Origin of the sequence: Stenotrophomonas maltophilia group sp. msm1 (assembly GCF_032025805.1) — a bacterium.
Classification (GTDB): domain Bacteria; phylum Pseudomonadota; class Gammaproteobacteria; order Xanthomonadales; family Xanthomonadaceae; genus Stenotrophomonas; species Stenotrophomonas hibiscicola.
On sequence record NZ_JAVSKH010000005.1, the window covers coordinates 79,934 to 106,136 of the forward strand.

Annotated in this window: 28 protein-coding genes; 10 read left to right on the forward strand and 18 right to left on the reverse strand. The window is 67.8% G+C overall.

Going from position 1 to position 26,203, the window contains the following annotated elements; translation table 11 throughout:
- Positions 1–52 precede the first annotated feature (52 nt).
- Positions 53–1,054, reverse strand: a complete 1,002-nt coding sequence (locus ROV95_RS19360; RefSeq protein ID WP_019659445.1) for a KpsF/GutQ family sugar-phosphate isomerase — start codon at positions 1,052–1,054, stop codon at positions 53–55.
- 54 nt (positions 1,055–1,108) lie between these two features.
- On the opposite strand from ROV95_RS19360, the gene ROV95_RS19365 reads away from it, so the two are divergent.
- Genes ROV95_RS19365 through ROV95_RS19375 form a run of 3 tightly spaced genes read left to right on the forward strand, consistent with a single transcriptional unit; the run spans position 1,109 to position 2,946 of the window.
- Positions 1,109–1,339, forward strand: a complete 231-nt coding sequence (locus tag ROV95_RS19365) for a BolA family protein (protein ID WP_021202589.1) — start codon at positions 1,109–1,111, stop codon at positions 1,337–1,339.
- 21 nt (positions 1,340–1,360) lie between these two features.
- Entirely contained in the window at positions 1,361–2,632 is a 1,272-nt protein-coding gene (gene murA / locus ROV95_RS19370; protein ID WP_019659444.1) for a UDP-N-acetylglucosamine 1-carboxyvinyltransferase, read from the forward strand.
- The gene (locus tag ROV95_RS19375) at positions 2,629–2,946 is read left to right on the forward strand and encodes an EF-hand domain-containing protein (RefSeq protein ID WP_155029068.1); all 318 of its coding nucleotides are present in this window, start codon (positions 2,629–2,631) and stop codon (positions 2,944–2,946) included. The genes murA and ROV95_RS19375 overlap by 4 nt, the downstream gene beginning before the upstream one ends.
- A 114-nt stretch (positions 2,947–3,060) precedes the next feature.
- On the opposite strand, the gene ROV95_RS19380 is transcribed toward ROV95_RS19375, so the two are convergent.
- From ROV95_RS19380 to purM, 7 genes are all read right to left on the reverse strand, one after another.
- Entirely contained in the window at positions 3,061–3,744 is a 684-nt protein-coding gene (locus tag ROV95_RS19380; RefSeq protein ID WP_171952374.1) for a DUF3108 domain-containing protein, read from the reverse strand.
- 2 nt (positions 3,745–3,746) lie between these two features.
- Positions 3,747–4,568, reverse strand: a complete 822-nt coding sequence (locus ROV95_RS19385) for a DUF3108 domain-containing protein (RefSeq protein ID WP_312545910.1) — start codon at positions 4,566–4,568, stop codon at positions 3,747–3,749.
- A 68-nt stretch (positions 4,569–4,636) separates the two neighbouring features.
- Positions 4,637–5,296, reverse strand: a complete 660-nt coding sequence (gene purN, locus ROV95_RS19390; protein WP_021202586.1) for a phosphoribosylglycinamide formyltransferase — start codon at positions 5,294–5,296, stop codon at positions 4,637–4,639.
- Positions 5,293–5,952, reverse strand: a complete 660-nt coding sequence (locus ROV95_RS19395) for a DUF2238 domain-containing protein (protein ID WP_019659439.1) — start codon at positions 5,950–5,952, stop codon at positions 5,293–5,295. The genes purN and ROV95_RS19395 overlap by 4 nt, the downstream gene beginning before the upstream one ends.
- Before the next feature lie 40 nt (positions 5,953–5,992).
- On the reverse strand, positions 5,993–6,415 hold the full coding sequence (locus tag ROV95_RS19400) for a hypothetical protein (RefSeq protein ID WP_312545913.1): 423 nt from the start codon (positions 6,413–6,415) through the stop codon (positions 5,993–5,995).
- The gene (locus tag ROV95_RS19405; protein WP_312545914.1) at positions 6,412–6,900 is read right to left on the reverse strand and encodes a hypothetical protein; all 489 of its coding nucleotides are present in this window, start codon (positions 6,898–6,900) and stop codon (positions 6,412–6,414) included. Before ROV95_RS19405 ends, ROV95_RS19400 begins: the two co-directional genes overlap by 4 nt.
- 21 nt (positions 6,901–6,921) lie before the next feature.
- Positions 6,922–7,980, reverse strand: a complete 1,059-nt coding sequence (purM, locus tag ROV95_RS19410) for a phosphoribosylformylglycinamidine cyclo-ligase (protein WP_019659436.1) — start codon at positions 7,978–7,980, stop codon at positions 6,922–6,924.
- Between the two features lie 99 nt (positions 7,981–8,079).
- Between purM and ROV95_RS19415 the strand changes: the two genes are divergently transcribed.
- The 3 genes from ROV95_RS19415 to hda are packed head-to-tail and all read left to right on the forward strand — an operon-like array spanning position 8,080 to position 11,092.
- Positions 8,080–9,219, forward strand: a complete 1,140-nt coding sequence (locus ROV95_RS19415; RefSeq protein ID WP_019659435.1) for a DUF2066 domain-containing protein — start codon at positions 8,080–8,082, stop codon at positions 9,217–9,219.
- Positions 9,216–10,385, forward strand: coding sequence for an AI-2E family transporter (locus ROV95_RS19420; RefSeq protein WP_111099197.1), 1,170 nt, complete (start codon positions 9,216–9,218; stop codon positions 10,383–10,385). The genes ROV95_RS19415 and ROV95_RS19420 overlap by 4 nt, the downstream gene beginning before the upstream one ends.
- Positions 10,385–11,092 carry a DnaA regulatory inactivator Hda gene (gene hda / locus ROV95_RS19425; protein ID WP_021202582.1) on the forward strand — a complete coding sequence of 236 codons (708 nt, stop codon included), beginning with the start codon at positions 10,385–10,387 and terminating at the stop codon, positions 11,090–11,092. The genes ROV95_RS19420 and hda overlap by 1 nt, the downstream gene beginning before the upstream one ends.
- Before the next feature lie 622 nt (positions 11,093–11,714).
- Here hda and murU read toward each other — a convergent pair.
- The 4 genes from murU to ROV95_RS19445 all read right to left on the reverse strand — a co-directional run bounded on the left by murU (position 11,715) and on the right by ROV95_RS19445 (position 15,344).
- Positions 11,715–12,425, reverse strand: coding sequence for an N-acetylmuramate alpha-1-phosphate uridylyltransferase MurU (gene murU / locus ROV95_RS19430; RefSeq protein WP_312545918.1), 711 nt, complete (start codon positions 12,423–12,425; stop codon positions 11,715–11,717).
- Positions 12,422–13,447 (reverse strand): phosphotransferase, encoded by a 1,026-nt coding sequence (locus tag ROV95_RS19435; RefSeq protein ID WP_207049869.1) that lies wholly within the window; start codon positions 13,445–13,447, stop codon positions 12,422–12,424. Before ROV95_RS19435 ends, murU begins: the two co-directional genes overlap by 4 nt.
- Before the next feature lie 63 nt (positions 13,448–13,510).
- On the reverse strand, positions 13,511–13,780 hold the full coding sequence (locus ROV95_RS19440) for a GlsB/YeaQ/YmgE family stress response membrane protein (protein ID WP_019659430.1): 270 nt from the start codon (positions 13,778–13,780) through the stop codon (positions 13,511–13,513).
- A gap of 70 nt (positions 13,781–13,850) precedes the next feature.
- Entirely contained in the window at positions 13,851–15,344 is a 1,494-nt protein-coding gene (locus ROV95_RS19445) for a M20 family metallopeptidase (protein WP_312546102.1), read from the reverse strand.
- Positions 15,345–15,543: 199 nt separating this feature from the next.
- Here ROV95_RS19445 and ROV95_RS19450 point away from each other — a divergent pair, with 199 nt between their 5' ends.
- From ROV95_RS19450 to ROV95_RS19465, 4 genes are all read left to right on the forward strand, one after another.
- The gene (locus ROV95_RS19450) at positions 15,544–15,870 is read left to right on the forward strand and encodes a helix-hairpin-helix domain-containing protein (protein WP_032955193.1); all 327 of its coding nucleotides are present in this window, start codon (positions 15,544–15,546) and stop codon (positions 15,868–15,870) included.
- Positions 15,871–16,221: 351 nt separating this feature from the next.
- A complete protein-coding gene (locus ROV95_RS19455) occupies positions 16,222–17,304 on the forward strand; it encodes a L,D-transpeptidase (protein ID WP_227844088.1) in 1,083 nt (360 codons plus the stop codon).
- Positions 17,305–17,321: 17 nt separating this feature from the next.
- Entirely contained in the window at positions 17,322–18,047 is a 726-nt protein-coding gene (locus ROV95_RS19460; RefSeq protein WP_019659426.1) for a murein L,D-transpeptidase catalytic domain family protein, read from the forward strand.
- A gap of 34 nt (positions 18,048–18,081) precedes the next feature.
- Positions 18,082–18,690 carry a HutD family protein gene (locus ROV95_RS19465; protein ID WP_312545925.1) on the forward strand — a complete coding sequence of 203 codons (609 nt, stop codon included), beginning with the start codon at positions 18,082–18,084 and terminating at the stop codon, positions 18,688–18,690.
- Between the two features lie 213 nt (positions 18,691–18,903).
- On the opposite strand, the gene ROV95_RS19470 is transcribed toward ROV95_RS19465, so the two are convergent.
- From ROV95_RS19470 to ROV95_RS19495, 6 genes are all read right to left on the reverse strand, one after another.
- Positions 18,904–20,508 carry a sulfite reductase subunit alpha gene (locus ROV95_RS19470; protein WP_312545927.1) on the reverse strand — a complete coding sequence of 535 codons (1,605 nt, stop codon included), beginning with the start codon at positions 20,506–20,508 and terminating at the stop codon, positions 18,904–18,906.
- Entirely contained in the window at positions 20,505–21,476 is a 972-nt protein-coding gene (locus tag ROV95_RS19475) for an FAD:protein FMN transferase (RefSeq protein WP_312545929.1), read from the reverse strand. Before ROV95_RS19475 ends, ROV95_RS19470 begins: the two co-directional genes overlap by 4 nt.
- Before the next feature lie 54 nt (positions 21,477–21,530).
- Positions 21,531–22,334, reverse strand: a complete 804-nt coding sequence (locus ROV95_RS19480; protein WP_312545931.1) for a DUF4198 domain-containing protein — start codon at positions 22,332–22,334, stop codon at positions 21,531–21,533.
- Positions 22,335–22,408: 74 nt separating this feature from the next.
- Positions 22,409–22,927, reverse strand: a complete 519-nt coding sequence (locus ROV95_RS19485) for a DUF2271 domain-containing protein (RefSeq protein WP_021202573.1) — start codon at positions 22,925–22,927, stop codon at positions 22,409–22,411.
- A gap of 26 nt (positions 22,928–22,953) precedes the next feature.
- Complete coding sequence (locus ROV95_RS19490; protein ID WP_111104324.1) at positions 22,954–23,592, reverse strand: PepSY-associated TM helix domain-containing protein; 639 nt, start codon at positions 23,590–23,592, stop codon at positions 22,954–22,956.
- Between the two features lie 183 nt (positions 23,593–23,775).
- On the reverse strand, positions 23,776–26,196 hold the full coding sequence (locus ROV95_RS19495; RefSeq protein WP_312545934.1) for a TonB-dependent receptor: 2,421 nt from the start codon (positions 26,194–26,196) through the stop codon (positions 23,776–23,778).
- Positions 26,197–26,203 lie beyond the last annotated feature (7 nt).

Consider the following 26,203-nt stretch of genomic DNA (forward strand, 5'->3'; position numbering starts at 1 on the left):
CGGTGGGGTCGGGTGGGGCATTACAGACTGAATGGGGTCTACGGACTGTCGGTTAAACCACCCGGGCCCGCAACAGGTCATGAATGTTCAGGGCGCCTACCGCACGGCCCTGGTCATCGACCACGATCAGGCCGTTGATTTTCTGGGTTTCCATCTGCCGCGCGGCCTCTACGGCCAGCTGGTCGGCCCCGATGGTGCGCGGGTTGCGGGTCATCACGTCGGCGATCTTCGCGGTGCGCACGTCAAGCGCGCTGTCCAGCGCGCGGCGCAGGTCGCCGTCGGTGAACAGGCCGATCAGCACGCCATCGGCGTCGACCACGGCGGTCATCCCGAGTCGCTTGCGGCTCATTTCCACCAGCGCCTCGCTGAGGCTGGCGTCGGCACCCACGCTGGGCAGGTCCTCGCCGCTATGCATGACGTCGGTGATGTGCAGCAGCAGGCGGCGGCCGAGGCTGCCGGCCGGGTGCGAGCGGGCGAAATCGTCGGCGGTGAAGCCGCGTGCGTCGAGCAGGGCCACGGCCAGCGCATCGCCCATCGCCAGCGAGGCGGTGGTGCTGGAGGTCGGCGCCAGCGCCAGCGGGCAGGCCTCGGCCGGCACGCTGACGTCCAGGTGGATATCGGCGGCGGTGGCCAGGCTGGACTGCGGGCGGCCGGTCATGGAGATCAGCAGGTTGCCCTGGCGCTTGAGCACCGGCAACAGCATGAGCAGCTCGTCCGACTCCCCCGAATAGGACAGCGCCAGCACCACATCGTCCTCGGTGATCATGCCCAGGTCACCGTGTCCGGCCTCGCCAGGGTGCACGTAGAACGCCGGGGTGCCGGTGGAGGCCAGGGTGGCGGCGATCTTGCGGGCGATGTGCCCGGATTTGCCCATGCCGGTGGCCACCACACGCCCGCGGCTGGCCAGGATCGCCTGGCAGGCCTGCTGGAAGGCCTCGCCGAGGCGGTCAGCCACGGCCTCCAGTGCCTGCCGCTCGATCTCGAACACGCGGCGGCCACTGGCGATCAGGCCGGCAGGGTCGGCAGAACGGGGGGGCAACAGGGATTCGGCCATGCGGACGCCACGCAGCGGAAGTAGAATGGATGCACATTTTATTAGGAAAGCCCGTTGGACGCCGACACCATCCGCAATCTGATCGAAACCGGCCTGCCTGGCGCCCGCGCCGATGTGCGTGGCGACGATGGCGTGCATTTCGAAGCGACCGTGGTCTGCGAGGCCTTTGCCGGCAAGATGCCGCTGGCCCGCCACCGGATGGTCTATGCCACCCTCGGCGACCTGATGGGCGGCGCGATCCACGCGCTGGCGCTGAAAACCGTGACCCCGGCCGAAGCCGGCTGAACCGCAGAAGATTCCCAATACATGGCCAAGATCGTTGTGACCGGCGGCGCTGCGCTGCACGGTGAAGTGAGCATCTCCGGCGCCAAGAACGCCGTCCTTCCCATCCTCTGCGCGACCCTGCTGGCCGATGCGCCGGTGGAGATCACCAACGTGCCGCACCTGCACGACGTGGTCACCACGGTGAAGCTGCTGGGCGAACTGGGTGCCAAGGTCACCATCGACCAGGGCACGCTGTCGCGCGGCAGCGCGATCGTGGTCGACCCGCGTTCGGTCAACCAGCACGTGGCACCTTACGAGCTGGTCAAGACCATGCGCGCCTCGATCTTGGTGCTGGGCCCGCTGCTGGCCCGCTTCGGCGCGGCCGAAGTGTCGCTGCCGGGCGGCTGCGCGATCGGTTCGCGTCCGGTCGACCAGCACATCAAGGGCCTGCAGGCACTGGGTGCCGAGATCGTGGTCGAGAACGGCTTCATCAAGGCCAGCGCCAAGCGCCTGAAGGGCGGCCACTTCACCTTCGACATGGTCAGTGTCACCGGCACCGAGAACGTGCTGATGGGCGCGGTGCTGGCCGAAGGCACCACCATCCTCGACAACTGTGCGATGGAGCCGGAAGTGACCGATCTGGCGCATTGCCTGATCGCGCTGGGCGCGAAGATCGAAGGACTGGGCACCGCCCGCCTGGTGATCGAAGGCGTCGAGCGCCTGTCCGGTGGCCGCCACGAAGTGCTGCCCGACCGCATCGAGACCGGCACCTTCCTGGTGGCCGCAGCGATGACTGGCGGCAAGGTCACGGTCAACCGTGCGCGCCCGAACACCATGGACGCGGTGCTGTCCAAGCTGGTCGAGGCCGGTGCGAAGATCGAGACCACCGACGACACCATCACCCTGGACATGCAGGGCAAGCGGCCGAAGGCGGTCAACCTGACCACCGCGCCGTACCCGGCATTCCCGACCGACATGCAGGCCCAGTTCATGGCGCTCAACTGCGTGGCTGACGGCGTGGGCGTGATCAACGAAACGATCTTCGAGAACCGTTTCATGCACGTCAACGAACTGCTGCGCCTGGGCGCGGACATCCAGGTTGAAGGCCACACCGCCATCGTGCGTGGCAGCGAGCACCTGAGCGGTGCGCCGGTGATGGCCACCGACCTGCGTGCGTCGGCCTCGCTGATCCTGGCCGGCCTGATGGCCAGCGGCGAGACCACCATCGACCGCATCTACCACCTTGATCGTGGCTACGAGAACATCGAAGAGAAGCTGTCTTCGCTCGGCGCCACCATCCGGCGCGTGCCATGATCCTGCGCGGCAAGTTCAGCCCGCGCCGCAAGGCGCTGCTGGTGCTGGTGCTGATCGTGCTGGCGTGGCTGGGCTATGCCTGGTACGCCAACATCGCCATCACCCAGGGCATCGAGCAGAAGGACATGGACTGGAATGGCGACGGCACGGTCTCGCGTGACGAGATCATCGAATCGTTCTACGCGGTCGCGGTGAACGACAGCCAGGACGGCAACCGCCATTGCCGCACCTTCGTCTGGCGCAGCACCGGCGAGCAGATCCGCGTGGACTGCCGCACCGAGTTCAAGCCCGCTGCGGCCGAGGAAAAGAAGTAAGAAAAACGCCCGCGAAAGCGGGCGTTTTTCCCGGGGCGTCCATCCACGCATGGCGTGGATCTACTCCAGGTTTCCAGTAGATCCACGCCATGCGTGGATGACGTGGATCTCCGGTCAGTTCAGCGCCTTGATGGTCAGGTCCAGCGCATCGCGTCCGCCCTCACGCTGCAGCATGCGCGCCGGCACCGGGAACTCCGGCACGATCCAGGCGATCAGCTCCTTGTTGCCGTCGGCGCGCGAGACCTTGGTGGCCTCGTAGCTCTTGCCGCCCACGCTGATCGATTCCTTGCCGACCACGCGGTAGGTCATGTTCTTGATGCGGCCTTCGTCGACCATGCGATAGGTCAGCGGCTTGCCGGCGGCCAGGTCACGGGTGATCGCCAGGTTGATCAGCAGCGCATCCATGTCACCGGCCTTCAGCGCGATGGGGCCGGCACGGTCCGGCTTGATGTCGCCGGTCCAGGTGGCCTGGTTGCTGGTCCAGTTGTAATTGGCCTGCACGTTGCGCTTCTTCACCAGCAGCGCCGAGCGGTCCTGGCTGCTCAGCGGGCGCAGTTGCCCACGCACTTCCTCGAACACGGTGCTCTGGCTCAGGTCGGCCAGCTGGTTCTTCACCTGCAGGCTGTAGCGCCACTTGTTGCTGCCTTCGTTGGACAGGGTCATCGTGCCGTTGGCCTGCATGCCCATGTAGCTGGCCAGGTAATCCGCCTTGAAAGGTTGCAGGGCCATGGCCGGCAGGCTGGCCACGGACAGGGCAGCGGCCGCGATCCAGGCGAGGGGGCGGGTCGGGATGCTCATGCTCAGACTCCTTGGTATTCGATCAGGCGCAGATCGACGCGGTCTTCGCCGTCTTCGCGTTGCAGGATGCGCACCGGGGTGGGGACCCCGTTGGCGATCCAGAGGATGGTTTCATTTTTGCCGCCGTTGGTCCGGTAGACCCGCAGCGCGTTGTAGGACAGGTCGCCGACCTCGACGTTCTCGGTCTGCGGCGCGGCCTGGTAGTCATGCTGGCGGACCTTGCCCATGTCCACGTAGCGGTAGTGCATCGCGGCGCCTGGGCGGGCGTCGCGCATGATTGCCAGATTGATCAGCAGCGCACTCTGGTCGCCCGGCTGCAGCGGAATCGGCTGTGCGCGCTTCTTCTCGACATCGCCACTCCACTGCGCGGTACCGGCCTGCCAGTTGTACGTGCCGACCGCCTTCTTGCCGAGAAACAGGCCCTTGCGCACCGTGCTCTGGCTCAGCGGTGCATAGGTGCCAGCGCGCTCCTCGAAGACCGTGCTCTGCTCGATGTTCAGTCCCAGCACGCTGGCGAACCCGCGGCGGCCGACTACCTGCATGTCCACCCGCCACTGGTTGCCGCCGGTGTGGGTGACCTGCATGCTGGCGTCGCCGGCCTCCTTGCCTTTGTAGAAGGCCTGGTAGGTCGCGGTGAACGGCTGCAGCGGCGGCGGCTCCCAGGCCAGCGCCGGCGGCATCGGCACGGCCGGTTCCGCAGGCGGTTGGACTGCAGGCGCCGGCTGCGCAGGGGCCGCAGGCGCTTGCACCTGGCCCCAACCCACGCCGGGAAGCACGACAAGCGACAGCAGCAATGAAGTGGACAGCAGGGTCGTGGTCTTCATGGAGGACAGGAGCTGCAGGAGGGAGGCAGGATGCCAGCCCCGCGGTCAGCGGGGCGTGTGCGTGGGCGTTACCGGTTCAGGTTCCCGGCGGAATCTAGGACCAGTGGGCTAAACAGGGGGTGACCATCCAGCAGTGGCTGGCCCTCCCGTTCAGCCAGGCGGCCGGCGCACAGCAGCTGCAGGGTGGCGATCAGCAGCGGATGCTCCACCGCCAGCACACGCGCTGCCAGGCTGTCGGCGTCATCGCCGGGCATCACCGGCACCCGCGCCTGGGCCAGCACGGCGCCGGCATCCAGCTCGGGCACCACCAGGTGCACGCTGGCCCCATGCTCCGCATCGCCGGCGTGCAGCGCCCGCGCATGCGTGTCCAGCCCCTTGTGCAGCGGTAGCAGGGAGGGGTGGATGTTGACCAGCCGGCCATTGAAGCGCTGCACGAAGTCGGCGCCGAGAATGCGCATGTAGCCGGCGCAGACGATCAGATCCGGCGCGACCGCGGCCAGTGCATCGCCCAAGGCCTGCTCGTAGGCGGCGCGGTCACCGAATTCTTTCGGTGCATGCGCCCAGCGCAGGCTGTCGCCGACCCGTTGCAGCGCGGCCGCGGCTGGGCGGTCGGAGAACACGCCGACAACCTCGGCGGGCAGGCGGCCGTCAGCAATTGCGTCAAGGATGGCCTGCAGGTTGCTGCCGCGGCCGGAGGCGAGCACGGCAATGCGGGTGGGCGTGCTCATTGCCGGGCACTCCGGCGGATCAACGGCCAGGTCAGCAGACTGCCCAAGGTCGCCAGCAGCATGTCGGCATGAGCGTCCCACATGTCGCCCTGCTGCCCGTTGTAGGCCTCGGCGGCGTCGGGCGACAGGGCAAGCGCGATGGCCCACTCGAACCACTCGTAGACCAGGCTGGCGCACATCACCGTCATCACCGCCAGGCTGAAGGCCTGGCCCAGGCGCAGCGCCGGCCAGGCATGCCGGGCCAGCTGCAGCAGCGCGGGGGTGAAGCAGACGCCGAACAACAAGTGGATGAGACGGTCGAAGTGGTTGCGCTGCCAGCCGAAGGCGGCATTCGGCGACCAGCCGGCCAGCGCCTGTGCCCAAGCGTCGTAGGGCACGTTGGAGTACAGCCAGCGCGCGCCCACGCAATGCAGTGCGATGAAGCCACAGATCGCGATGAAGGCGCCATTGCCCAGCCAGCCACGCCGGTCCACCCAGAGCAGGGCAGCCAGGCCGACGACGGTCAGCGAGCTGTGCAGGGCCTGTTCGACGGGCCACAGCGGATCGATCCAGCTGACCAGGAACACGGCCAGTACGGCGGCGAAGGCCAGCTTCTTGGGCAGTGAAACACGATAGCCGCGGGCAGTGGCGTTTGCGGCGGTGGCGGGCGCGGACATGTCGGATCGGTCAGGAGGAAGCGATGGGTTGCCTGCGGGCTCAGGCACTGAGGTGGTCGCCGCGGTCGAACAATGCGGCCATGTCAGGCTTGGACAGGAACACCCGGGCATAGGCCGTCAGCGCCATGCCCAACGGGCCGGCAAGCACTGCCAGCCATGCTGCGCGCTGGCACCAGGCCAGCCCGGTGCGGCGCGACAGCAGGCGCGCAGTGTGCAGCTGTACGAAGCCAAGCGCCGCCGCCAACAACGAAATGACCCCGTAGACCGTGGCCAGCGCCGCGCCTTCGTTCAACCCCCGGGAACTGGCGACCAGGCCGATGAAACCGAGGAAGGCCAACGCGGCCAGCCAGTGGAAACCTGCCAGCGCGTAGAACAGCACCTTCAGCGTCTGCAGGTGGCTGGCCAACTGCAGCTGCGCCAGGGTCTGCTGTGGCAATGGCGGAGGCGCGCCCGGCATCGTCATGCAGCCGCGCCAGCTGCATCGAAGGCGGCCTTCACCTGCGGGCGCAGCAGTGTGACCAGGGTGAACACCCCTAGAACGGTGCCCAGCGGCGCGAACAGGCAGAGCAGGCCGGCCACGATCAGGCACAGCAGGTAACGGCGCCGCCGGGCCACGCAGCGGCCGGCATGGATGACGAATGCGGCCATGCCCAGGCCGCCGACGACGAACACGGTCCCCAGGACCGTGAACACCCAGCCGAACAGGCGCTGTTCGGCCGGCGACGAGGGCTGGCCCCCGGAGTTCATCGGCAGATGGCCGCTCAGCGCACTGATGCCGAGCACGATGTACAGAATGAAAAACAGCGAGAGCAGCGCAATCAGGCCACCGAACACATAGTGGGCGATGGACAGCGCGCGCAGGTGGTCAGCGTCCTGCCTGCTGAAGACCGGCACCGCCGCCAACGGCGGTGGTACCGGGGTGGGTGCCAGGGGGGGCGTTGCGTCCATGCGGGCTCCTGGTTGCCGGGCTCAGCCGATGTGGACGCGCTCGGCGCCTTCGGCGGTGACCACCTGGCCGATGGTCCAGTGCTCCAGGCCCTGCGCCCTGACCGCCTCGGACACGGCAGCCTCCTGGTCCGGCGCGACGATCAGCACGAAGCCGATGCCGCAGTTGAAGGTGCGCCACATCTCGCTGTCGGCCACGGCGCCTTCCTTCTGCAGCCACTGGAATACCGGCGGCAGGGTCCAGGACGAGGCCTGGATGTCCAGGCCGAGGCCGTCGGGCACCACGCGGATGATGTTCTCGGTCAGCCCGCCACCGGTGATGTGGGCCATGCCGTGAATGGCCTCGCCGTGTGACTTCAGCAGCGCCAGGATCGGCTTGACGTACAGGCGGGTCGGCGCCATCAGCGCATCGACCAGCTTCACGCCGCCTTCCAGCTCCAGCTCGGCCGGGCGGCCGGCACGGTCGTAGATGCGGCGCACCAGCGAGTAGCCGTTGGAGTGCGGGCCGGACGAGGCGATGCCGATCAGCACGTCGCCGGCAGCCACGCTGGCGCCGTCCTTCAGCTCGCTCTTCTCGACCGCGGCCACCGTGAAGCCGGCCAGGTCGTATTCGCCCGGGGCATACATGTCGGGCATTTCAGCGGTTTCACCACCGATCAGCGCGCAGCCCGCCTCGGTGCAGCCGTTGGCGATGCCGCCCACGACCGCCGCGGCGGTGTCGATGTCCAGCTTGCCGGTCGCGAAGTAGTCCAGGAAGAACAGCGGCTCGGCACCCTGTACCAGCACGTCGTTCACGCACATGGCGACCAGGTCGATGCCGATCGTATCGTGGCGGTTCAGCTGGTGCGCCAGCTTCAGCTTGGTGCCCACGCCGTCGGTACCCGACACCAGCACCGGCTCGCGGTACTTGTTGGACAGGTCGAACAGGGCGCCGAAGCCGCCCAGGCCGCCCATCACTTCCGGCCGGAAGCTGCGCTTGACCAGGGGCTTGATCCGCTCGACCAGCTCGTTGCCGGCGTCGATGTCGACACCCGCGTCACGATAGGTAAGGGGGGAGGGGGCGGAAGACGGGGTGTTGGTCACGGGCGTCGGCGCTGGCAGGGGTTGAACGGGCGATTTTAACAGGCCGCATTGGCGCAAAGGCCGTATTCGGGCAACAATTCCCCCGGATACGTCGAGCCAATGGATGTCCTGATGCGCCGCAGCCTGATTCTGACCCTGCTCCTTGCGCTGAGCCTGCCGGTGGCCACGATGGCCCAGAGCGGCCTTCGCACCGAGGGTGATGTCGCCACCGCCAGTGGCGCGTACGAGGCCGAAGTGCCCGTCAACAGCCAAGCCGAAGCCGATCGCAACGGCGCCCTGGCCCGCGCCCTGAGCGTGGTACTGGGCAAGCTGTCCGGTGATCGCAACGTGATGTCGCGCCCCGGTGTGGTGCAGGCACTGCGCAATGCCAAGGACTACGTGGCCAGCTACGACTACAAGCAGGACCAGAGCGTAGGCGCCAGCGGCGCGCCGAGCTTCCGGACCCTGCTGGTGGCCCGTTTCCGCGAGGACGACGTCGATTCGCTGGTCTCGGCGCTGGGCCTGCCGCTGTGGCCGCAGCCGCGACCAAAGCCGGTGGTGTGGCTGGCCGTGGATGACGGCAGCGGACCGCGCCTGGTCAGCGTGCAGCAGGCCAATGCCGCCCGCCCACTGCTGAACCGCGCCATCGAGCGCGGCTACAAGCTCGGCCTGCCCAGCGGCGGTGCCGCCGAGCAGGCGCTGGCCGGTGCCATCTGGCGCCAGGACAGTGCCGCCGTGGCCCGCGCCTCCTCGCGCTACTCACCGCCGATGCAGCTGATCGGCAAGCTCTACCGCGCCAACGGCGGCTGGCAGGCGGACTGGGTGTTCGTCGACAACGGCCGTGAGCTGAACAAGTGGACCAGCAAGGACGCCAACGCCATGCGGGCGATGGCGGCCGGCGCCGATGGCGCCGCCGATGCGCTGGTCAGGCGCTATGCGAAGGCCGGCGCCGCCGTCGGCCAGGCCGGAACCTACCGCGTGGTGGTCACCGGCATCAACAGTGCCGACGACTACCTGCGCCTTGCCGCCGGCCTGCGCGAGGTGCCGGTGGTGCGCAACGTCACCCCGCTGCATGCTTCGGCCGGCCAGCTGGAGCTGAGCCTGGAGATGACCACCGGCCTGGCCGGCTTCAACCGCATGCTGGGCGACAACGGTGTACTGGTGCCGAGCGCGCCGCTGCCGGCCCTGCCGACGCCGATCGACGACACCACCGGTGCCCCGGTCGCAGCACCGGTCAGCAATGAGTACCGCCTGCGATGACCCTGACCCCGGAAGCGGAAATCGCGCAGTTCCTGCGCCGGCTGAAGTACATCCTGTTCGCCGGCCTGGTCGGCTGGGTGGTGTGGCTGCTGGCCCCGATCCTGACCCCGTTCGTGCTGGCGCTGGCACTGGCCTGGCTGGGCGACCCGCTGGTGGACCGCATCGAGGCCACCGGCCGCTCGCGCATGACCGGCGTGGTGCTGGTGTTCGCGGCGATGGTGCTGGTGATCGTGGCGCTGCTGCTGGTGCTGGTACCGATGATCGAGCGCCAGATCACCACCCTGATCGCGGTCGCGCCGCAGGCGCAGGCGTGGCTGATGGAAAAGGGAATTCCCTGGTTCGAGCAGAAGACCGGCCTGGAAGTGATGCAGTGGCTGGATCCGGACCGCCTGATCGAGTGGGTGCGCAGCCACTGGCAGCAGGCCGGCGGCGTCGCCACCACGTTCATGGGCTACGTCTCGCGTTCGGGTTTTGCGATGGTGACCTGGGTGGTCAACATCCTGCTGCTGCCGATCCTAGCGTTCTACTTCCTGCGCGACTGGGACAAGCTGGTCGAGCGGGTGGCCTCGGTGATTCCGCGCAACCACATCGGCACCATCACTGCGCTGGCGCGTGAGTCCAACGAGGTGTTGGGGGCGTTCATCCGCGGCCAGTTCCTGGTGATGCTGGCATTGGGCGTGATCTACGCCGGCGGCCTGTCGCTGGTAGGCCTCAAGCTGGGCCTGCTGATTGGCCTGATTGCCGGCCTGATCAGCTTCATCCCCTACCTGGGCGCGACCACCGGCGTGCTGATGGCGGTGATTGCCGCGCTGGTGCAGGCACAGGGCTTCGACTTGAAGCTGCTGATCCTGGTCGGCGTGGTGTTCACCGTGGGCCAGCTGCTGGAGAGCTACGTACTGACCCCGCGCATTGTCGGCGACAAGATCGGCCTGCATCCGGTGGCGGTGATCTTCGCGGTGATGGCCGGCGGCCAGCTGTTCGGCTTCCTCGGCATGCTGCTGGCGCTGCCGGTGGCGGCGGTGACCAACGTGCTGCTGCGCTATGCCCACCAGCGTTACCGCCAGAGCGAGCTGTACGTGGGCGAGAAGCCGGCGATCGTGCTTGATGGCGTGGTCGACGCCCCCCATATCATCGTCCCGACCGACAAGGGCCCCGACCTGAAGTGATGGGTGTGCCGCAACTGCCGCTGGCCCTGCATTACCCGCGGGACCAGCGCCTGGAGACCTTCATCGGCGCGCCGGATGGCGCGCTGGCGCAGCTGCGCGCGATCGCGGTCGGTGCCAGCCACGATTGGGTCTACCTGGAAGGCGCTGCGGGAACCGGCAAGACCCACCAGGCGCTGGCGACGTGCTCCAGCGCCGAGCAGGCCGGGCGCCTGCCGACGTACGTGCCACTGGCCAGCGCCGCCGGCCGCGTTCGTGCAGCGCTCGACGGGCTGGACGCACGCGAACTGGTGGCGCTGGACGGGCTGGACGAGGTTGCCGGCAACCGCGAGGACGAGATCGCGCTGTTTGATTTCCACAACCGCGCGCGTGCAGCAGGCGTGACCGTGCTGTACACGGCGCAGAAGGCGCCGGAAGAACTGGGCCTGGTACTGCCCGACCTGCGTTCGCGGCTGGGCCAGTGCGTGCGCGTGCTGCTGCAGCCGCTGGATGAGGAAGGTCGTGCTGCGGTGCTGCGCGAGCGCGCGCTGCGACGCGGCCTGGCCATCGACGAAGCGGCCATCGAGTGGCTGCTGTCGCACACCGGGCGCGAGCTGGGTGGGTTGATCACGCTGCTGGACTGGCTGGACCGCGAATCGCTGGCGGCGAAGCGGCGGATCACCGTGCCGTTCCTGCGCCAGGTGCTGGAAGAAGGCCGGCCTCGTTACTGAGGGTGGGGTTTGTTTGCAGGGCTGCGCCCTGCACCCGCGGTAGTGCCGGCCGCTGGCCGGCAGCTTCAACAGCAACGTCAAAAGCTGGCTTCCTGAGGGGAGGCGGGGTGGCTCAGGTTGCGGGGGACGGCGCAAGTACGTCCATGTAGCCTCGATCGCGCCATCCATGGCGCTCACGCCCCCGCAACCTGAGCCACCCCGCCTTCGACAGGTTCCCGCGATCTGCCGGGACTGCGTACTGCACTGCTGTTGGTGGGTGTCGACCATGGTCGACACGTGTCTTGCTTGTGGTGGGTGACGACCGTTGGTCGTCACCGGAGCAAGCGCAGCGAAGCGACCCGCTTTTGCTTTTCTTTCCTTTCTTCCGTGGCTGGACGCCCACGGAAACTGTCAGAGGCCGGTCGGCGTGGGCTGCGCAGGGGCGTGAGCCGCATGGATGCGGCGACCGAGCTTACAGGGGTGAGGGCGCTTTGCTTGCGAAGCACTGCTTCGCAAGCGCCTGAACGCACAGCCGCCAGCGGCTGGGCCGGGCCCCGGAGGGGGACTTGCAGCGTCCCCTGCGCAGCCCACGCCGACCGGCCAAGCACGGCTTCTGCTTTCAATGAGTCCAGCCACGAGGGGCTCAGCCGTTCGCCGCCAACTCAGCATCCAGCGCGCGCAGGCGATCCACGGTACCCACATCGGTCCAACGCCCGCGATGGTGCTGCCCCGTCATCAACCCCTGCGCCATGAAATGCTTCTGCAGCGGCACCACCGAGAACTTCGGCGGCAGCCGCTCGCTGCCCGGCGCATCGCCGATCACCGCGCGCCAGTCGGCCACGATCGAAGGACGGTACACGCCGATGCCGGCATAGGTCAGGCAGGGACCTTCGCGGTCATGGTGCAGCACCCCCTGCGTATCGAGGCGGTAGTCACCGTCGGGGTGTTGCGCCGGATTGTCGACCAGCACCAGGTGTGCCTGGCCCTGCGGCTCGCGCGGCAGCGTGGCGAAATCGAAATCGGTCCAGATATCGCCGTTCACCACCAGGAACGGGGCATCGCCCAGCACCGGCAATGCGTTGAGGATGCCGCCGCCGGTTTCCAGCGGGGTCGGCCCTTCGTGCAGGAAATGCAGGCGCACGCCCCATTGGCTGCCATCGCCCAGCGTTGCAGGGAACTGCTCGGCCAGCCACGCGGTGTTGACCACCGCCTCGCGCACGCCGAGTGCGGCCAGGCGTTCCAGGTGCCAGACGATCAGCGGCTTGCCAGCCACTTCCAGCAGCGGCTTGGGCGTGTGCAGGGTCAGCGGGCGCATGCGCTCGCCGAGGCCGGCGGCAAAGATCAGCGCCTTCATCGGGCCACGCGCATCGGTGCACCCAGCTCGGCCAGCGCCGGCTTGATGCGCTCGTCCAGCAGCTGCTGCAGCGGTGCCAGCTCGCGGTAGCGCGGCAGTACTTCATCCAGGTAGCCGATGAAGCGCGGCGCGTCGTCCAGGTAATGGCCCTTGTTGTCGCGGTAGCGCAGGCGGCAGAACAGGCCAAGGATCTTCACGTGGCGCTGGACACCCATCCAGTCGGCATCGCGCAGGAAGGTGGCGCGGTCGGGTACCGGCAGGCCGGCGTCGCGTGCGCGCTCGTGGTACTGCGCCAGCCACTCGTCCACGCGCTGCAGCGGCCAGCTCAGGAAGGCGTCCTTGAACAGGCTCACCGCATCGTAGGCGATCGGGCCACGCACCAGGTCCTGGAAATCCAGCACCGCGGGGCCGTCGTCGACCGGCATCAGGTTGCGCGGCATGTAGTCGCGGTGGGTCATCAGCTGGGCCTGGCCCAATGCGTTGTCCATCAACCGGCGGTGTACCAGCTGCAGCCCTTCGATCTCGCCGCAGTCCAGTTCCAGCTGCAGGTGGCGTTGCAGGAACCATTCGTCGAACAGGCCGGCATCGCGCTGCAGCAGCGCTTCGCCGAACTGGCCGAAGTCGGCCGGTACCGGAATCGCCTGCAGGCGCAGCAGCTGTTCGATCGAACGGCCGAACCATTCATCGGCGTTGCGCTCGTCGAGGATCCTGGCCAGGGTCGGGCCGCCGAGATCTTCCAGCAGCAGGAAGCCGGCTTCCAGGTCCTGCGCCAGCAATGCAGGCACGCGCAGGCCGTTGTCGTGCAGCAGGCCGCGCATGCGCAGCCACGGCCGCGGATCTTCCAGCCCCGGCGGAGCGTCCATCACGATGTGGCTGCCGCGCGTGCTGGTGGTACGCCAGTAGCTGCGCATGCCGGCATCCACCGAAGCGCGTTCGACTACCGCGTTGGCGTCATCGAGCTGGGTACGGGCCCACTGCAGGCGCTGCGCGCTGCGCTGGGGATCGGAGGCGGGTTCGGTCATGCGGGCATATCCGGGCGCGCCGGGCGCGCCAACGTCGGGAGCAGGGGGGAAGGAGGGACGGGGTCAGCGGCGGCCGCTGAACAGGCGCAGGACGGCCAGCACGGCCACCGCGCCCACTACCGCACCGAGGAAACCGGCCGGTTCGCCGGGAGCGTACCAGCCCATGTACTGGCCGAACCAACCGGCCACCAGCGCGCCAATGATGCCCAGCACGATGGTCAGCAGGCAGCCCATGCGGTTGTTGCCGGGCATGAAGAAGCGCCCGAGCAGGCCGACGACGAAGCCGACCAGCAGGATGTACAGCCAGCTGCTGCTGCCGAACAGACCATTCATGTGCATGTGTTCCGCTTTGGGTGGACGCAGCCTAGCAAGGCCAGGCTGCGTCCGTCACGGTGTGCCGTAATCAGCAGCAGCCGTGGTCGCCGTGGCGGGTGCCGCTGTCGGCAGCCACCGGCGAACCGCTGGTCTCGCCGCGCAGGCTGGCGGCATAGTGCTCGCTGATCACCTTGGACACGCAGGCGGTGACCTTCTTGCCCATCGGGATGTGCAGGAACTCGTTGGGGCCATGTGCATTGGAATGCGGGCCGAGCACGCCGGTGATCATGAACTGCGCGCCCGGGAACTTCTCGCCCAGCATGCCCATGAACGGGATCGAGCCGCCTTCGCCCATGTACATCGCCGGCTTGCCGAAGAAGGCCTGGCTGGCATCGTCGATGGCCTGGGTCAGCCACGGCGCCATGGCCGGGGCGTTCCAGCCGGTGGAGGCCTTTTCCAGGTCCAGGGTGACCTGCGCGCCGTTCGGCGGGTCGCGCAGCAGCGCTTCCTTCAGCAGCTCGCCGCAGGTCTTGCCATCGGCAGTCGGCGGCAGGCGCAGCGAGAGCTTCACCGAGGTCTGCGGACGCAGCACGTTGCCGGCCGATTCCAGCGGCGGCATGCCACCGACGCCGGTGACCGACAGCGCCGGGCGCCAGGTGCGGTTGAGCACCAGCTCGGTCAGGTCCTCGTTCATGGGGCGCAGGCCTTCGACCATCGGGAACTTCTCGAAGATCTCGGTATCCACCACTTCGGCCGCGCGCTTGGCCTGTTCCAGGCGTTCGGCCGGGATTTCCACGTTCATGCCGTCGATCAGGATGCGGCCGGTGTCCTGGTCCTCGATGCGCGACAGCAGCTGGCGCAGCAGGCGGAAGCTGGACGGCACCACGCCGGAGGCGTCGCCGGAATGCACGCCTTCGTTGAGCACCTTCACGGTGAAGTTGCCGCCGGTCAGGCCGCGCAGCGAGGTGGTGCACCACAGCTGGTCGTAGTTGGCGCAGCCCGAATCCAGGCAGACCACCAGCGACGGCTTGCCGATGCGGTCGGCCAGGTGGTCGACGTAGGCCGGCAGGTCGTAGCTGCCCGATTCTTCACAGGCTTCAATCAGCACCACGCAGCGGGCGTGCGGCAGGCCCTGGGCCTGCAGCGCCAGCACTGCGGCCAGCGAGCCGAAGATGGCGTAGCCGTCATCCGCACCGCCGCGGCCATACAGTTTGTCGCCGCGCAGGACCGGGGTCCACGGGCCGAGATCGTCGTCCCAGCCGGTCATTTCCGGCTGCTTGTCCAGATGGCCGTAGAGCAGGATGGTGTCGTCGCCGGTTTCCGGGCCGGAGGCCGGAATTTCCAGGAAGATCAGCGGGGTGCGGCCTTCCAGGCGCACCACTTCAACCTTCAGGCCGGGCAGCTGCTGGGCCCTGGCCCAGTTCTCCATCAGCGTGACCGCCTGTTCCATGTAGCCGTTCTGCACCCAATTGGCGTCGAACATCGGCGACTTGTTGGGAATGCGGATGTAGTCGACCAACTGCGGGACGATTTCACTGTCCCACTTGTCATTGACGAATTGGCCGAGCTTGGCGCTGTCCATCTGAAACTCCGGTTGCATGGGCTGATCCCGCCATTCTACGCCTGTGCCACGGGTAGGGTTTTTCCTACATCACGTCGGGTATTTGGCTGGCTTTTAGAAATCCAGGAAACCGATAGGCTGTGTGCATGTGGTGACGGACACTGTTCCTACCGACGGGATTGCCGGTCGGGACGTCCAGAATCACAAGGAGATACACGTCGTGCCTTGGAGTGTCGTGTTGAGGGCACTGGTGCTGGTCGTGTGGATCGCCGGGGCGCATGCCGCCGAACCGATCGACATCAACCGCGCCGATGCCCAGGCGCTGCAGCAGGGATTGACGATGGTCGGAGCCGCCAAGGCCGAGGCGATCGTCGAGCACCGGCGCAGACACGGCCCGTTTCATCGCGTCGAGGACTTGGCGCAGGTGAAGGGGATAGGGAAAGCCATCGTCGAACGGAATCGACAGCGGATCACCGTAGGCAACAGGTTGTTGCCGGCGGATCCGGTACCCGGATCGGTACCGGTGCGAACCGTACCGAGGCGCTGACAGCAGGAATCGTCGGAACCGGCAGGACGCTGGTTCACCGGTCACGGACAGGACGCCCGTGACCACCGACCGCCGCAGGACGCGGCACCACTCACCAGGATGGTGGCATCACAGACCTGTGGAAGGGGCTGAGATACAAACAGGACAGACGCGGCCGCGTGCAGGATGCAACGCTACCCCCACAGCGCAGGATGCGAGGGGGCGGCAGCAGGCCGACAAGGACGTAACGATTGCCCGGTACGACACATGGCTGTGTCGCCGGGCAATTTCATTTCCGGCGCCTGGTTTTGCCGCGGCCACCACGGGCCGATGGTGTACGGTGGCCGCTCCGCATGGAAAGGACCCCGCTGGATGCTTGTGCACCGCCCCACCACCCTGATGCTCGCCTTGGCACTGACCCTGCCACTGCAGGCCCACGCCGCTGCGCCGACGCCGACAGCCACGCCCGCGGCCGCAGCCAGCACCGCTGAAGTGCGCGGACCGACCGACCTGAAACCGGGCGAATACCTGTGGCATCCGGAAATCTCGCCGACCGGCCCGATCGTGCTGGTGGTCAGCCTCGATGAGCAGCGCGCCTATGTCTACCGCAACGGTATCGCCATCGGCCTGACCACGATCAGCTCGGGCAAGGCTGGGCACGAGACGCCGACCGGCGTGTTCACCATCCTGCAGAAGGACAAGGACCACAGGTCCAACCTCTACAACAGCGCGCCGATGCCGTACATGCAGCGGCTGACCTGGGACGGTATCGCTCTGCATGGCGGCAGCCTGCCCGGGCATCCCGCCTCGCACGGCTGCGTGCGCCTGCCGCAGGCCTTCGCGCAGAAGCTGTTCAGAGAAACCCAGCGTGGCGATACCGTGGTCGTGGCCGATGCCAAGAGCTCGCCGATGACCCTGGCCTATCCGTCGGTACTGGCACCCGTGAATGCGCGTGGGCAGGCCCTGCCGGAGGCAGAGGGCGGAGCGCCGGCGCAGGCGTGGTGGAACGACAGCGCGGCCCCGGCCGGGCAGGTCGGCATCCTGGTCAGCCTGCACGACCAGCGCCTGTACGTGCTGCGCGATGGCGTGATGATCGGCGAGTCGCCGTTGAAGGCGGACGCGCTGCCGGCCTTCCAGGGGACCACGCTGTTCGTGATGGGGCAGGGTTACAGCGACACCCCCAGCCCGCTGGACGTGAACCAGCGCCTGCACCAGTGGACGGCCTACCCGTTGCTGGGCCAGGATCGCGCCCAGGCCACGCCGGACCTGCTGGCCACGCCCTCGCTGCCGATGGCGCTGCCGGCCGATTTCGCCCGCCAGCTGTACCAGGTGCTGGTGCCGGGCACGACCCTGCTGGTGACCTCGCTGCCGGCGGTCCGCCCAAGCCCGGCTGAATCCGGAATGCAGCCGGTCTTGGAATCCGAGCCGCCAGGGTCCACCCTCAAGGGCAACTGAGTCCCCTCGTTGTGCCCATGACTGCATCCCGCCTGTGCCGGCTGGCCGCGTTCGGCCTGCTGGCGACCTCGGCCAGCGCCCCGGCGCTGGCACAGACGCCCGCCCTCGCCACCTCTGCCGATGATCTGGCTGCCCTGCTGTCGCGCAGTGCGCCCAAGGCCGACCGCCACGTGTTGCAGCTGGCGGCGCGCGCCATGCGCTGCGCGCTGCAGCGGCCGGAGCTGGGCATCAACGGTGATCGGCTCAGCGTGATCGATTACTCGCGCCCGTCCACCGAGCCGCGCCTGTGGGTGTTCGACCTGGCCCACCAGCGCCTGCTGTTCGAGGAATGGGTGGCGCATGGCCGCAACAGCGGCGAGAACCGCACCGAGCACTTCTCCAACCGCGATGGCAGTTTCATGTCCAGCCTCGGCGCGTTCACCGCGCAGGAAACCTACATGGGCGGCAACGGCTATTCGCTGCGCCTGGCCGGGCTGGAACCGGGCTTCAATGACCGCGCGCGTGACCGAGCGATCGTCATCCATGGTGCGCCGTACGTGAACCCGGCTACCGCGCAGCTGCAGGGGCGGCTGGGACGCAGCCTGGGTTGCCCGGCGGTGCGCCTGTCGGTGGCCAAGCCTCTCATCGACGCATTGCGCGGCGGCACGATGGTGTTTGCTTACTACCCCGACCAGGATTGGCTGAAGCACTCGCAGCTGCTGGCCGGCGGGTGCGGTGGCCAGGGCACGCTCGCCACGCGGTGATGCACGACGGCGCGCGGCATGATGCAATGCGCCGATGAACATCGACTCCCTGCTGCACACTCCGAGCCAGTTGATCTCCCGCCTGGACTACCGCCGCGAACGTTGGCGCAACGGCCTGGGCTGGACCCGCGAGATCCTGCGCCTGCCTGCGCAGGGGGATGACTGGGCGCTGCGCCTGTCGGCGGCCGAGATCGAGCAGGACGCCGCGTTCTCCGCCTTCCCCGGCGTGGAGCGCGAACTGGTACTGCTGCAGGGCAATGGCGTGCGCCTGCGCTTCGACGATGGCCGCGTTGCCGAGGTGCTGCCGCCGCATGGACGGGTGCGCTTTGCCGGCGAGGAAACCCTGCATGGTGAACTGGTCGATGGCACCACCCACGACTTCAACCTGATGTGGAAGCGCGAGCTGCTGCAGGCCGAACTGCTGCACCGGCCACTGGTGGGCGCGATGTTCTTCTTCTGCGAACCGGGCGTGGCCTGGGCGCTGCATCTGCTGTCCGGTCAGGCGGAGTTCGGTGCCGACAGCGGCCTGCCCGTGCTACGGGCCGGCGATACCGCGTGGTTGGCGGCCGGCGAACGTCAGCGGCACGCGTTGCAGGGCGGTGGCGAGTTGTTGGCGATACGGGTCAGTGCGGCGGCGGGATGATTCCTGGGCGCCGGTGGCTCAATCCACGCATGGCGTGGATCTACTGGGGTGTAGTTGCCATGCCTGGACACGCCGCGCAGTAGATCCACGCCATGCGTGGATACGGCCGCCAATGCTGCGTCATGGTGCGAACCAAGGTTCGCACCCACCAGAAGGCGGTTCGCAGGCGTCGGTGCGTTCAGTAGATCCACGCCATGCGTGGATGCGGCGACCTCAATACACATCGCGCCGGTAACGACCGGCCAGCAGCAGCGCTTCCTTGTCCGCAGTCCCCAGCACCTGTTCGATCACCGCATCCACCGCCGGGGCCATGCCCTGCAGGCTGCCGCAGACCAGGATTGTCGCGCCCTCATCCACCCACCGCCGCAGTGTTGCCGCTTCGGCCAGCAACCGGTCCTGCACGTAGCGATGCGCACCGCCATCGCGGCTGAACACTGCATCCAGCCGCGCCAGCGTGCCGTCGGCCAGCATTGCCTGCAGCTCTTCGCCGAAATGGAAGTCATGCGCGGCGGTGCGCTCACCGAACAGCAGCCAGGTACGGCGTGCGCCACGCTGGGCACGTTCGTGCAGATGTGCGCGCAGGCCGGCGATGCCGGTGCCGTTGCCGATCAGCAGCAGCGGTACATCGAAGGGGACGCCATGGAAATTGTCGTTGCGGCGCAGGCGCAGCTGCACCGGTTCACCGATGGCCGCGTGGTCGCACAGCCAGCCGCTGCCGATGCCAGGCGTGCCGTCCGCGCGCAGCTGTCGGCGCAGCAGCAGCTCGACCGCACCGTCGGCCATCACCGAGGCGATCGAGTACTCGCGATGGGGCAGCGGTTGCAGGGTCGCCAGCAATGCGGGCAGATCACCCGGGGGAACCAATGAGGGCAGGTGCGAGCGCGCGACGCGTGCCAGCAACGTCTGCCCGTCATCCAGCACGGTATCCGCATCGAAGCGTTGTGCGTCCAGCCAGGCACGCACGGTGTGCGGTGCGTGCTGCGGGCCGATCTCGGCGATGTCACCGGCCTGCCACTGTGCATCTGCATCGGCCGGGGGCTGCAGGCGCAACCAATACACGGGGCCGCCGGGGCTGCCCGGGTTCAGATGCTCACGTTGCAGCAGCGTCCACGGCTGGTACTCGGCCGGGCTCCAGTCGGGCAGTTCGCTGGCGCCGCCGCCGAGCTGGCCCAGCAACTGCTGCCAATGGCGCAGCGCGGCCGGATCGGCGTTGTCGACGTCGATCGCATCGAACAGCGGATGCGCACCGTGCTGGCGCAGCCACTGGTCGAGCTGGTGGCCGAATCCGCAGAAGTGGCCGTAACTGCGGTCGCCCAGTGCGAGCACGCCGTACTGCAGGTGCTGCAGCGCAGGCGGTGAGGTCATCACGCCGCGCAGGAACGGCAGCGCATGATCGGGTGGGTCGCCTTCGCCAGTGGTGCTGGCGATGAACAATGCACGCTGGCTGTCGGCCAGCAGCGTGGCGTCGACCTCATGCAGGCCGCGCACACGCACCGGCACGCCGGCACCGCGCAATGCCTCGGCACTGCGTTCGGCCAGTTCGCGGGCAAAACCGGTCTGGCTGGACCAGACCATCAGGATCGGTGCGACGTCGCCAGAGGCAGCATCGTCGCGCGGTCGCCCACGCCACCGCAGTGCGGCGCAGGCCAGCGCATACAGTGCGGTGGCGATGATCGCGATCTGCGTTTGCCGTGCCGGCGGCGCGCCCTGCCACCAGGCTTCGCCGAGATGCAGTCGCAGCAGCGCCCAGGCGATCAGCGCCAGCAGGAGCAGGACCAGTGCGTTGCCAAGCCACGCGCGCGATGGACGTGCGCTCATGCGTCCTGCTCGTCGAGCAGGCGCTGGAAGGCGCTACTGAGAAATTCCCGCGGGCCGTCTGCTGCACGCTGCAGGTAGCGTGCAGCCAAGCCTTCGCGTTCGGCCAGCGCCATGCCCTGTTCGTGGCCGAGCACGGTCAGTGCGGTCGCCCAGGCATCGGCGTGCATGGCATCGTCGGCGACCACGGTGACCGCTGCGGCGACCTGGCGCACTGGCATGCCGCTGCGCGGGTCCAGGCTGTGGCTGTAGGCCTGGCCATCGGCCTGGTACTGGTGCCAGCGGTCGCCCGAGGTGGCCACGGCCTTGCCATCCAGTGCCAGCACGCGCGGCGGCGTGTCGGTGTGCGCGTCTTCTTCCGGTGCCGATTCCACCAGCACGCGCCACGGTTGCCCATCGGGCTTGCGGCCGTAGCCGGCCAGTTCGCCGCCCACTTCGATCAGCGCAGCGGTGATGCCCTGATCGGGCAGCCAGGCGGCGACGTGGTCGACACCGAAGCCTTTCGCAATCGCAGAGAGATCCAGTTCCAGACCACCGGGTTGCAGCAGCGCATCATCGCGCCACTGCAACTGCTGCCAGCCGCAGCGGGCGCGGGTGGCCTGCAGGGTTGCGGCGTCGGGCACGCGGCGTGGGCCGGCCTGTGCACCGAAGCCCCACAGCGCGACCAGCGGACCCAGGGTGGGATCGAATGCACCATCGCTGGCGGCGGCGATGGCCTGTGCGCAGGCCAGCACCTGGCGGGTTTCAGCCGGCAGCACGTACCATTGGCCCGCGTCGGCGCGGTTGTAGCGACTCAGGTCCGAGCCGGGCTCCCAGGTGCTCATCTGCGCGACCACCGCATCCAGCCGCGCCTGGATGCCGGCATGCAGCAGGTGCAGGTCGCGCTGGTGCGGCGCGACCAGCGACACGCTCCAGGTGGTGCCCATGGTAGTGCCACCGAGGCGGGCGATGTCGAGCAGGGGATCGGTCATGGTGGTGTGCTGCAGATGCGATGCCGGGGCTGCCCGGCATCGCGGTCCACGTCATTACTGCGGCAGCACTTCCAGCGTGGCCACGTAGCTCAGGCGGCGCTTGGCGGCCTGCTTCACCGAGGTCTTGTTGTCCTCGGTGCCGGTTTCCAGCCAGTACATGCCAGCTTCCGGCCAGGTCACCTTGATCTCGCCCTTGGCATCGCTGGTGACCTTCAGTTCGTCCTGCGCGTTGCGGTAGCGGGTGGCGCCACGCACGATCTCGAACTCCAGGCCGGTGGCCGGCTTGCCGTCGACCAGCACGCGGAAGGTGGCTTCCTCGCCGGCGAACAGATCGTTGGGGTGGCCGACGGCGACCAGCTCGATGCCACGGTTGGTGGGCTTGAGCGCGGTGTCGTTCGGCGCACCGTTGGTGACGAAGGTCTCCACGCGGCCGACCGACTGGCTCACTTCCAGCTTCTTCGCATCCTTCGGCAGTTCACCGAAAGTGGCAACGCTGCCACGCCAGCGCTTGCGCTCGCCGTTCTGCTCGTAGGTGGCGAACAGGCCGTCATTGACCGACGCGATGCGGTAGGTGCCGGGCTGCTTCAGTTCGATGTCGAACACGCTGCGGTACTTGCCGGTCGCTGCGTTCTGCGGCTGCACGGTGCTGCCGTCCGGCGCGGTGATCACCAGCGATTCCAGGCGCAGCGGCACGTGGTTGAAATAGAACAGGTCGTTGGAGACCGCACCGTCGACAGTGATCCACGGCGCGTTGCCGGCGATCACGGTCTGCGAGGGCAGCAGCCAGGCCTTGTGGGCCAGGGCGGAGAAGGGAAGGGCAGCGGCCAGGGCAGCGGCGAGGACGAGCGTGCGCTTCATGCGGAGGACTCCAGTGGATGCGGGGTGATGCGGCAAGGAGAAGGGGATTACGACTTAATCCCCTCCGTCCCCTCTCAGGGTTTGACGGACAGGGTGACCTGGCCCAGTTCGGTGGCGCCCTGCGCCTTGCCGTTCTGCGCGGCGGTGGCCGGCCAGGTAAAGGGGATCTTCAGCAGTTCACGGCCGCCGACTTCGCGCACCGCCTCGACCACCAGGGTGTAGTTGCCGGGGGCCAGCTGCTTCAGTGCCGGCTGCTTGTCGTTGAACGACAGCGCGTGCTTGCCGGCCGGGCGGGTCGGGCCGGTCACGCCGTCCACCGGCACCTGCAGGGTGCGGCCGCTCTTGCGCCACCACTGGCGCAGGTCGGGCAGCCACTTGGTGCCATGGCCTTCGCTGTTGCTGGTCTGCTGGTACCAGACCGACAGGTTGGCCGCGACCTTCTGGTCGGCGCCTTCCAGCCACACTGCCACGTACGGGCGGTGGTACTCGGCCACGTTGAGCTTGGGCACTTCGACGTTGATGTCGAGGGTGGTGGCATAGGCCGGCGAGGTGGCCAGCAGGCCGCTGAGGGCGATGGTCAGGGTGACGCGCATGGGGCGGCTCCGGAAACGAAGGAAAGTCAGTGGATCAGCAGCAGGGCGATCAACAGCGGGATCATCAGGCCGAGGCCGACCAGCGGCCAGGTCATGCGCCGCTGCCGCGCATGCAGGTGCAGCAGGAACAGGCCGGTGATGCAGAACACCAGGCAGGCCACGGCGAACAGGTCCAGGAACCAGCCCCACGCCGGGCCCGCGTTACGGCCCTTGTGCAGGTCGTTGAGGTAGGACACCGCGCCGCGCGAGGTCGATTCGTATTCCACCGCGCCGGTCTCGCGGTCGATGCTCAGCCAGGCGTCGCCACCGGGGCGCGGCAGCGACAGGTAGATCTCTTCGGCCGACCATTCGGCCGGGCGGCCGCCAATGGCGATGCCCAGCTGCGTATCCAGCCATTGCCGCGCCGGGCGCGGGATCGGCGCGTTGCCGTCCTCGCGGGTGCCCAGTTGGCCCAGCAGTTCGGCCGGCAGCTCCAGATGCTGGTTCTGCACCTCGGGCTTGGCCTCGATCTTCGCTGCATGGTTGAGGGTCAGGCCGGTCACCGCGAACAGCAGCATGCCGATCAGGCACACCGCCGAGCTGATCCAGTGCCACTGGTGCAGCGTCCGCAGCCAGAAGCCACGGTTCTGTTGCTGCTGCACGGTGGAAGTGGCAGGACGGCTCACGGCACGGTTCGAGGCGGACGGGGACTGCCCATTACATCATTGATGAGAATAGCTCGCAATTGCGTGTCGTTCTGTATCCCGGAGGGGGCTTTAGCGGTTGCCGGCCAGCGGCCGGCACTACCGGGGTTCCGGGGAACAACGTCGGATTGCCGGCCAGCGGCCGGCACTACCGGTTCGTGGCGGTCAGAACTTCGCGTTCAACGAAATCCAGTAGCTGCGGCGCTGGTCCTTGGTCGCGTAGTCGTCCACGCAGTTGAATTCGCTCTGGCTGATCAACAGGCACGACTGCGAGACGAAATCCTTGTCGAGCAGGTTGTTGACCCGTGCGTTCACCGTCAGCCAGGGCGTGGCCTTCCAGCTGCCACCGAGATGGAAGATGGTGTAGTCCTCGTAGTAGCGGGTGTGGCTGGCGCCGTTGGCGTCCAGCAGCGTGTCGCGGTAGCGGTCGTAGCGGCCTTCGCCGATCAGCGACAGGCTGAGCGCTTCGTTGATCTGCCAGTTGAGGCTGGCGTTGGCCATGTGTTTTGCCGGCGTGGTGCCGCTGATCGGCAGCCCCTTCTGTGCGCCACTGGTCTGCTCGCTCCTGGTCCAGGTGTAGTTGCCGCGCAGCTGCAGGGTGTCGAGCAGGTCGACGTGGGCGGCCAGTTCGGCACCCCGCGTTTCAGCCTTGTCGATGTTCACGCTCTGGGTGAAGGTGCTGTAGCCCAGAGCGGCCCAACCCGGACCGATGTCCACGCAGTAACCGCTGCCGGCCGGCGCCACTTCGCAGTTCGGGAAGGTGCCACCACTGGCGATCTTGTCTTCGAACGTGTTGAAGAAGCCAGTGACGTTGAAGCCCCAGCGTTGGCCCTCGTAGTAGGCGGCCAGCTCGTAGTTGGTGCTGGTTTCAGGCTTGAGGTTCGGCGAACCGACCAGTGGCAGCACGCCCTGGCCACCGAAGCCGGTGATGCCCGGGAACAGCTGGTCCGGTCGCGGGGTCTTGTAGCCGGTGCTGACGCCGCCCTTGAAGGTCCACGCATCGCTGGCGTTCCACACAAGGTAGCCGCGCGGGCTGACATGGCTGCCGAACACGTTGTGGTCGTCGTAGCGCAGGCCGAAGGTGGCGGTGAGGCTATCGGTCAACGCCCAGTTGTCCTCGGCGAACAGCGCCCACATGCGGTGCTTCTGCTTGGTGTTGCTGCGATAACCGGCGCCATCCATGCCGAACACGCCATCGATCATGTCGGTGTCGTTGTACTGGCCGCCGACGGTCAGCGTGTGCGCGTCGAAGTCCAGGTCGAGCATCGTGTCAAGCACGTAGCCTTCCAGTTCCATGGTGCGCAGCGGACGCGGCAGGAACGCCCGCAGGCGCGCCATCTCGCTGGGATTGAGCGCAGTCAGCGCATTGCCACGGCCGGCCGCGCAGTTGTTGGCAGCACCGGTACGACGGCAGACGTCATTCCACAGCGTCTGCAGGTTGGCGCGCTCGTCCAGGGTCAGCGGCAGCGAGCGGCCGAGGTTGCTGCTCTTGCTGTGGGTCAGCGAGGTCTGCCAGGTGCCGAAGCTGTAACGGCCCTGGTGGGTCAACGACAGCTGGTCGCGCTCGTAGCGCTGGTAGGCGGTGTAGCCCACGCGCGGCTGCACCACGCGGCGGGTGACGGTGCCGCTGCCGCTCGGGTTGGGGATGACCGCATTGCCGACGCGCCACAGGCTGGCCAGGCTGTCCAGCGTGCCGGTCTGTCCTTCGCTGTTGTCGTACTTCTGCCGCGACACGTCGTAGTCCAGCCACAGTTCGTGATCGTCGTTGACGCGGAAATCCAGGCGTACGCCAGTGTTCCAGTTGGTGTTGGCCACCGACTTGCCACCGCCGCCGAAGCCGATGCTGCGCTCCCACAGGCTGCCGTCGGGCAGGGTCAGTGCATCCCACTCCGGGTTGGAGGCCTTGGCGTCGTAGTAGCTGCCGCGCACCGCCAGGCTGAGGCGGTCCTTCAGCAGCGGGCCGCTGAGGTACAGGCCGGTGGTGCGTGCATCACCGAACTGGTCATCCTGCTGCACGGTGAAGCCCTGGGTCACGGCGCCGTGCCAGCGGTCCTGGTTGCGTCGGGTGATGATGTTGATCACGCCGCCCATCGCGTCCGAGCCGTACAGCGTGGACATCGGGCCGCGCACGACTTCGATGCGTTCGATCGCGTCCAGCGGCGGCAGGTAGGCGAACTGGCCGCCACCGAAGTTGTTCGGGTACAGCTGACCGACATTGCTCTGGCGGCGGCCGTCGATCAGCACCAGGGTGTATTCGGACGGCAGGCCGCGCATGGAGATGGTGGCGCGGCCGTTCTTGTCGGTGGCCTCCAGGCCGACGTCGATGCCTTCGACGTCGCGCAGCGCGTCGACCAGATTGGTGTAGGGGCGCTTGCTGAGTTCTTCGCGACTGACCACGCTGATGCTGGCCGGCGCATCGACCACCTTCTGCTCGAAGCCGGAGGCGGTGACCACCACCTTGTCCAGCGTTTGCGGCGCGCCGGAAGCGTCACCGTGGGCGAGGGCAGGGGCGGTCATGGCCGCCAGCACGGCGCTGGTCAGCAGGGTACGGGACAGGGACGAACGGACACGATGGCGCTGGGCCATGGCAGTA